The organism is Halanaerobiales bacterium (assembly GCA_035270125.1).
In the GTDB taxonomy this organism is placed as follows: Bacteria; Bacillota; Halanaerobiia; order Halanaerobiales; family DATFIM01; genus DATFIM01.
Map to the genome: position 1 here is coordinate 1 of DATFIM010000225.1, position 6,075 is coordinate 6,075.

At 28.0% G+C, this 6,075-nt stretch carries 6 protein-coding genes; all 6 read right to left on the reverse strand.

Features of this window, described 5'->3' with window-relative positions:
• Positions 1-114 precede the first annotated feature (114 nt).
• Positions 115-1,188, reverse strand: coding sequence for a flavodoxin-dependent (E)-4-hydroxy-3-methylbut-2-enyl-diphosphate synthase (gene ispG, locus VJ881_11075; protein HKL76595.1), 1,074 nt, complete (start codon positions 1,186-1,188; stop codon positions 115-117).
• A gap of 28 nt (positions 1,189-1,216) precedes the next feature.
• On the reverse strand, positions 1,217-2,293 hold the full coding sequence (gene rseP, locus VJ881_11080; protein HKL76596.1) for an RIP metalloprotease RseP: 1,077 nt from the start codon (positions 2,291-2,293) through the stop codon (positions 1,217-1,219).
• Positions 2,293-3,441: a 1-deoxy-D-xylulose-5-phosphate reductoisomerase gene (locus VJ881_11085; GenBank protein HKL76597.1), complete on the reverse strand. Its 1,149-nt coding sequence runs from the start codon at positions 3,439-3,441 to the stop codon at positions 2,293-2,295. Before VJ881_11085 ends, rseP begins: the two co-directional genes overlap by 1 nt.
• A 7-nt stretch (positions 3,442-3,448) precedes the next feature.
• Positions 3,449-4,507: a sporulation integral membrane protein YtvI gene (gene ytvI, locus VJ881_11090; GenBank protein ID HKL76598.1), complete on the reverse strand. Its 1,059-nt coding sequence runs from the start codon at positions 4,505-4,507 to the stop codon at positions 3,449-3,451.
• A 24-nt stretch (positions 4,508-4,531) separates the two neighbouring features.
• The gene (locus tag VJ881_11095) at positions 4,532-5,338 is read right to left on the reverse strand and encodes a phosphatidate cytidylyltransferase (GenBank protein HKL76599.1); all 807 of its coding nucleotides are present in this window, start codon (positions 5,336-5,338) and stop codon (positions 4,532-4,534) included.
• Positions 5,328-6,075: isoprenyl transferase (locus VJ881_11100; protein HKL76600.1), on the reverse strand; the 748-nt coding region annotated here is incomplete at its 5' end. The genes VJ881_11095 and VJ881_11100, both read right to left, overlap by 11 nt.

Consider the following 6,075-nt stretch of genomic DNA (forward strand, 5'->3'; position numbering starts at 1 on the left):
AAATAAGAATACACTCCTGCACTCAATTTTCTGATCATTCCTGCTCGTAACATAAGTTTATGACTGGTAACTTCTGCCTCAGCAGGTGTTTCTTTTAAAGTTGGTAAATAATATTTAGACATTTTCATTAAAATCACTCCTTATTTTATCAATTTCTGTCATTAAAGCATCAAGTAAATTTTTTTCTTTAACTGTTTTTATTTTTTTTCCTTTTTTAAAAATAATTCCCTGTTTCCTTCCACCAGCAATTCCAATATCAGCCTCTTTTGCTTCACCAGGACCATTTACTTCACAACCCATAACAGCCACTGTAATTGGAAGTTCAATACCTTCCAATTTTTTCTCAACTTTTTCCACTAAAGTAGTTAGATCAATATTGGTTCGACCACAGGTGGGACAGGAAATAATTTTTATACCTTTTTGTCTTATATCCAATGATTCCAATATATGCCAGGATGTTTCTACTTCTTTTATAGGATCTCCTGTTAAAGATACTCTTAGAGTATCGCCTAGTCCCAAGGTTAATAAGCTTCCTATTCCTACCGCGGATTTAACTACCCCTTTTTTAGGTGTACCAGCTTCAGTAATTCCTATATGAAAAGGATAATCTCTTTTTTTAGCCATTAGTTTATAAGCTTTTATAGTCATCCAAATATCTGTAGATTTTAAAGAAATAATAATATCTTCAAAATTATTGTCTTCAAGTATTTTAATTTGATTTAAAGCACTTTCAACCATAGCTTCAGCAGTTGGATGTCCATATTTTTTTAACAATCTCTTTTCAATAGATCCTGAATTAACACCAACTCTTATTGGTATATTAGCACTTTTAGCTTTTTTTACTACTTTTTCAACTCTTTCTTTACTACCAATATTACCAGGATTAAGTCGTAACCCATCTACACCACTTTCAATAGCTTTTAAAGCAAGCCGATAATCAAAATGGATATCAGCTATTAACGGAATAGAAATTTTTTCTTTTATATCTTTAATTTTTTTTGCACTTTCTATATCTGGTATTGCTACTCTTATCAATTCACAACCAGCTTTTTCTAGTTTGTGAATTTGCTTTACTGTATTTTTTACATCAGTAGTTTTAGTATTTGTCATTGATTGAATACTGATTGGAGAATCTCCTCCAACAGCAACATCTGCAAAAAAAACTTTTTTAGTTTTTCTTCTATGCAACTTGTACCCTCCAGTATTTTAAACTAATTTATTTAAAAAATATATTTGCAATATCACGATAAATAATAAAAACCATTAATAACATCAATAAAGCAAAACCAATCATGTGAATTAAACCTTCTTTTTCAGGGGGAAGAGCTTTCCCTCTTATTTTCTCTACTATAATAAAAATTAATCTTCCTCCATCAAGAGCTGGTAATGGTAATAAATTAATGATTCCTAAATTTATACTAATTACAGCCATCCAATTTAACAAGTTTTCAAATCCAGTTTTGGCTGCCTGACCAACTACATTGGCAATCATTACCGGTCCTCCTAAACCCTCAGCAGATCGGGCTTTAATCATATCAACTACACCCATAATTATTAATCTTGTAGAATAAATTGTTTGATTAAATCCCTGGGTAACCGCTTTTATTGGCCCAACATTTTCCCGAATTATTCTTGCCGAAATACCAATTACCGCTTTATCTAATTGTTGATTATACTCTGGAGTAAGGCTAACATTAAAAATTTCATTATCTCTTTCAACTTCTAATTTTATTTCTTGCCCTTCAGCTTTACTTAATAAATTGGACATTTCCTGCCAGCTTTCAGTCTCTTGACCATTTACTGCTACAATCTGATCTCCAGGTTGCAAACCTGCTTCAGCAGCTGGCATTTGTGGTGTAATTTGTCCAATTTCTGTTGTATTAGATTGACTTACAGGTAATCCATAACCTAAAAATATAATTATAAAAATTATAAATGCAAGAACAAAATTCATAACAGGTCCCATAATAGATACTAAAAATCTTTCCCATGGTAATTGTTGATCAAAAGTTCTACCATTTTTTTTAGTTTCTTCATAAAGTTTTATTTCTTCTTCTGAAGAATCATCATCTGGAGGAAATTCTCCAGTCATACTACAAAAACCACCTAAAGGTACAGCTCTAATTGAATAAACTGTCTCACCTTTTCTTTTAGATATCAATTTCGGTCCAAATCCTAAAGCAAATTCTTCTACTCTAATTCCTATTTTTTTGGCAGTAATAAAATGGCCAAATTCATGAACAAGTATTAAAACCCCTAAAACAAAAATAAAACTTAATATTGTTACAAACATTATTTACATTCCTCCTTGGCATTTTTCCTGGCCCATTTATCTATTTCCATTATGTCATCAATATTTGGGAAATTTATTTTTTGGTGTTTCCCGAGAGTCTTTTCAATGATTTCAGAAATTTCTAAGAAAGATATTTTTTTATTTAAAAACAAATTTACAGCAACTTCGTTGGCAGCATTCAAAACAATAGGCATACTTCCACCTTTTTTACCTGCTTCATAAGCAAGTTTTAGATTTGGAAATTTATTAAAATCTGGTTTTTTAAAATTCAATTGTCCAATTTCAAATAAATCTAATGATTCTACTTCACCTTTAATTTTATTAGGATAAGTTAAAACACTTTGAATTGGTGTTTTCATATCAGGTACTCCAAGTTCAGCTGTAATAGTTTTATCACAAAATTCAACCATGGAATGAATTATACTTTCTGGATGAACAACCACTTTAATTTTATCATAATCTACATCAAAGAGCCAATGTGCTTCAATCACTTCTAATCCTTTATTCATCATAGTGGCTGAATCAATAGTAATCTTGTTCCCCATATCCCAATTAGGATGATCAAGGGCATCTTCAACTGTGACATTATTCATTCCTTCTTTGTTTTTATTAAAAAATGGTCCTCCTGATGCTGTCAAAAGAATGTTTTCAATTTCTTTACTTACTTTATCTTCCAATAAATGAAAAATAGCATTATGTTCACTATCCACCGGCAGTATTTTGCCATTTTGATTATTTAAAATTTCTGCTATTAAATGACCACCAATAACTAAACTCTCTTTATTTGCTAATCCTAGTGTATGACCAACCTCCAGGGCAGCAATAGAAGGTTTTAATCCTGCTGCTCCGACTATACTATTAATTACTAAATCAAGATTAGAAAGTGAAGCTATTTTTTCTAAATTTTCTTTACCTTGAAGAACTTCAGTAGAACTATTTTTAAGTTTATTATTTAATATTTTAGCAGATTTATTATCAATTACTACAGCATATTTAGGATTATATTTTTTTATCTGTTTTTCCAATAAATCAATATTACTGTATGCAGAAAGACTTAAAACATTCCATTTATCATCCAAATAATCTATTACTTCTAAGGTTTGTGTTCCAACAGAACCGGTTGATCCTAAAACGGAGATATTTTTCATTCATTTTTCACTCCTCAATAATATTTATTAAATCTGCTTGGATAAAAGCTTTTATTAATACTAATACTGCAGGTCCTACTATAAATCCTATTAATCCCATTATTCTAAAACCTGCATATAAAGCAATCATTGTCGATAATGGATAAATACCTAAACTTTTCCCTACTATTTTTCCTTCAGAACCAGATCTAATAGCAGCAAGAATAATATGTAATATAAATAAACTTATTCCTTTACCTATATGACCTATTATAATATTATATATTATTAAAGGATAAAACATCAAGGCAGGTCCTATAATAGGTATTAGATCAAGAATGGCAGCTGAAACAGCTATTATAAGAGAATACTGACTTCCAATAATCATCAGGCCTATCCAACTTATAACTCCTGTAATACTTATTAGTATTAATTGAGCTCTAATAAACCCTATAGCAGAATTTATTAATTCATTTCTAACCTTTTCAGCCTGTGGTTTCCATTTATCAGGAAATATATTCAAAAAATATTTGTTTAATTTTTCTTTATCTTTACTAATAAAAAATGTAGCAATAAAACTTAAAAATAAAATTGTAAAAAACATAGGAAGTTTACTAAGATATGATAATATAGTATTAATAAAACTTATTAAACCATTTTTGATATTTTCATATATCATTTCTAAATTAGAACTTAAAATATTTTTAATTGGCTCTGATAGTTTAAGTTCATTAATTAAATTTGTTAACTGATTATTTTCTTGAAAAAACCATTTAAAACGATCATTAAGAGAATTATAATCAGGTAGATTTTTAAGAGCCCTATTTAACTCAAGATAAGATTGGGAAATTCCAAATAATATAAAAGTAACAATTATTGCAATTGCTAATACCAAAACAATAATTACACTAAAACCTCTATTTAAAAAAGTATTTTTTTCCAACCAATTAACTATCGGATCTATTAAACTTGCAAAAATAATTGCTAAAATAAAAGGGGTCAAATATATTAGAATATATTTAAACACAAATATTGATATAATTAAAATTCCAAATAAAATTAAATATTTTTTAATCCAATCTTCCATAATAATAACCTCTTTTTTCTTTTTTTAGAACATAAAAATAATAAAATAATATGTAAACACACTTGTGAAAATCAAACTATCAAAACGATCAAGTATTCCTCCATGGCCAGGTATTAAATTACCAGTATCCTTAATATCCATGTCTCTTTTTATACTTGATTCAAATAAATCTCCAAATATTGCAAATATAGCACTTAAAATACCATAAATTATCCAGTGAAATGAAAATAAATTAATAGAAAATACAAAAATATTAATTATAATCAAATTTAATATAATACCACCAAGAGCTCCTTCAATAGTCTTATTTGGACTAATTTTACTGGCAAGAGGTTTTTTTCCAAAAAGTTTACCAGTAAAAAATGCTCCAATATCAGTTGTCCAGGTCGAAATCAATGCTAACCATATAGGAATTGTTTCATGAATGGTAGAAACATCAATATTTCTCAATAGAATAAAAAATGACATTCCTCCCCCAATATAGATAAGTCCAAGAATATTGATTCCTAAATTATAAATTATTTTATGATAGCTATTTTTAAGAATATGATAAACAATTAATATAGAAAAAATTAATGCAATAAAAAATCCAATGGATAAATTTAAATAATTGTTACTACTTAAATATGTAAATAAAACTATAACTAAATTTAAAATGATTAAAAATAATTTATTTTTTTTATAGTCTAATGGTAAAAGATTTGCAAACTCATTAGTAGCTAAAATACTTAATGTAGCTGCAAATATAAAGAAAGGGAAAGACCCCAAAAATATAAATAAAGCTATAATCAAAAAAATTATTAATGCGCTTATAACCCTTTTAAAAAGCATTATAATCACCATCTTCATTTAAAGAGCCAAATCTTCTATTTCTTTGATGAAATTCATTTATCGCTTCCTGTAAATTATCTTTTGAAAAATCAGGCCAGTAAACATCGGTAAAATATAGTTCAGCATAAGCTGATTCCCAGAGCAAAAAATTGCTTAACCTTTTTTCTCCTCCTGTTCTAATTAAAAGTTCTACATCAGGAATACTATCCAAATATAGATAAGAGGAAAATTTTTTTTCATCCAGGTCTTCAACATTGACCTTATTTTTTATGATTTTTTTAGCTGTATCTACTATTTCAGCTCTCCCACCATAATTAAACGCAATATTTAAGATTAAGTCATTTTCATTTGCAGTTTTATTTTCTAAATATTCTATTTGATTTACTATATTAGATGGTAATGAATTTTTACGTCCAATAATATTAATATGAACATCATTTTCTTTTAAAGCATCTAGTTCATTTTTAATTGTGTTTTCAAAAAGATTTAATAAAAAGTTTACTTCTTTATCAGGACGTTTCCAATTTTCAGTAGAAAAAGCATAAACAGTTAAATAATTAATTCCCATTTTACCTGCTGCTTTTGCTATTTTTTTTAAAGTACTTACCCCTTCTTTATGACCTTTTCGACGTGGTAAGCCTTTTTTTTGAGCCCATCTACCATTACCATCCATTATTATAGCAACATGTTTTGGAATAGTCATTACTTTTCCTCCTATATTTAAACTAAGTACCCCC